This window comes from Methanobrevibacter filiformis, from assembly GCF_001639265.1.
In the GTDB taxonomy this organism is placed as follows: domain Archaea; phylum Methanobacteriota; class Methanobacteria; order Methanobacteriales; family Methanobacteriaceae; genus Methanacia; species Methanacia filiformis.
This window is the reverse complement of sequence record NZ_LWMT01000175.1, coordinates 1-895: the sequence shown is the minus strand read 5'-3', so window position 1 is coordinate 895 and position 895 is coordinate 1. Positions and strand designations below refer to the sequence as shown.

Annotated in this window: 1 pseudogene; it reads right to left on the bottom strand. The window is 32.6% G+C overall.

The annotated features are described in order from the left end of the window. Window positions 1-895, bottom strand: a pseudogene (locus MBFIL_RS04765) (hypothetical protein); the annotation flags it as partial.

Genomic DNA, 895 nt, shown 5'->3' with positions numbered 1-895 from the left:
TCACCAGTGCCCAAATCACCAATATTCCAAATCCCAGAAACATTATTATATGATCCTTTACTTGCATTAGCACTAACAAACTGCACTTTACTATTATTAGTTAAATTCTCAATAACAAAAACACCAGTAGCATTAGTCAAACCATTATTAGTCACAGTAATAGTGTATAAAACATTATCACCAACACTTGCAACAGTAACATTCGTAACCTTAACAATACTCACATTAACAGTATCGTTTACAGTGACAGTCTCATTATCATCAGGATCACCAGTATTAGGCTCATTAGTAGTAACATTCACAATGTTTGTGATATTTCCTGTGCCAGTAACAAGAACAGTTAGGTTTAAGGTTACAGATTCACCAGTACTCAAATCACCAATATTCCAAATCCCAGAAACATTATTATATGATCCTTTACTTGCATTAGCACTAACAAACTGCACTTTACTATTATTAGTTAAATTCTCAATAACAAAAACACCAGAAGCATTAGTCAAACCATTATTAGTCACAGTAATAGTGTACAAAACATTATCACCAACACTCACAACAGTAACATTCGCAACCTTAACAATACTCACATTAACAGTATCATTAACAACAACAGTCTCATTATCCTCAGGATCACCAGTATTAGGCTCATCAGTAGTAACATTCACAATGTTTGTGATATTTCCTGTGCCAGTAACAAGAACAGTTAGGTTTAAGGTTACAGATTCACCAGTACTCAAATCACCAATATTCCAAATCCCAGAAACATTATTATATATTCCTTTACTTGCATTAGCACTAACAAACTGCACTTTACTATTATTAGTTAAATTCTCAATAACAAAAACACCAGAAGCATTAGTCAAACCATTATTAGTCACAGTAATAGTGTACAAAACAT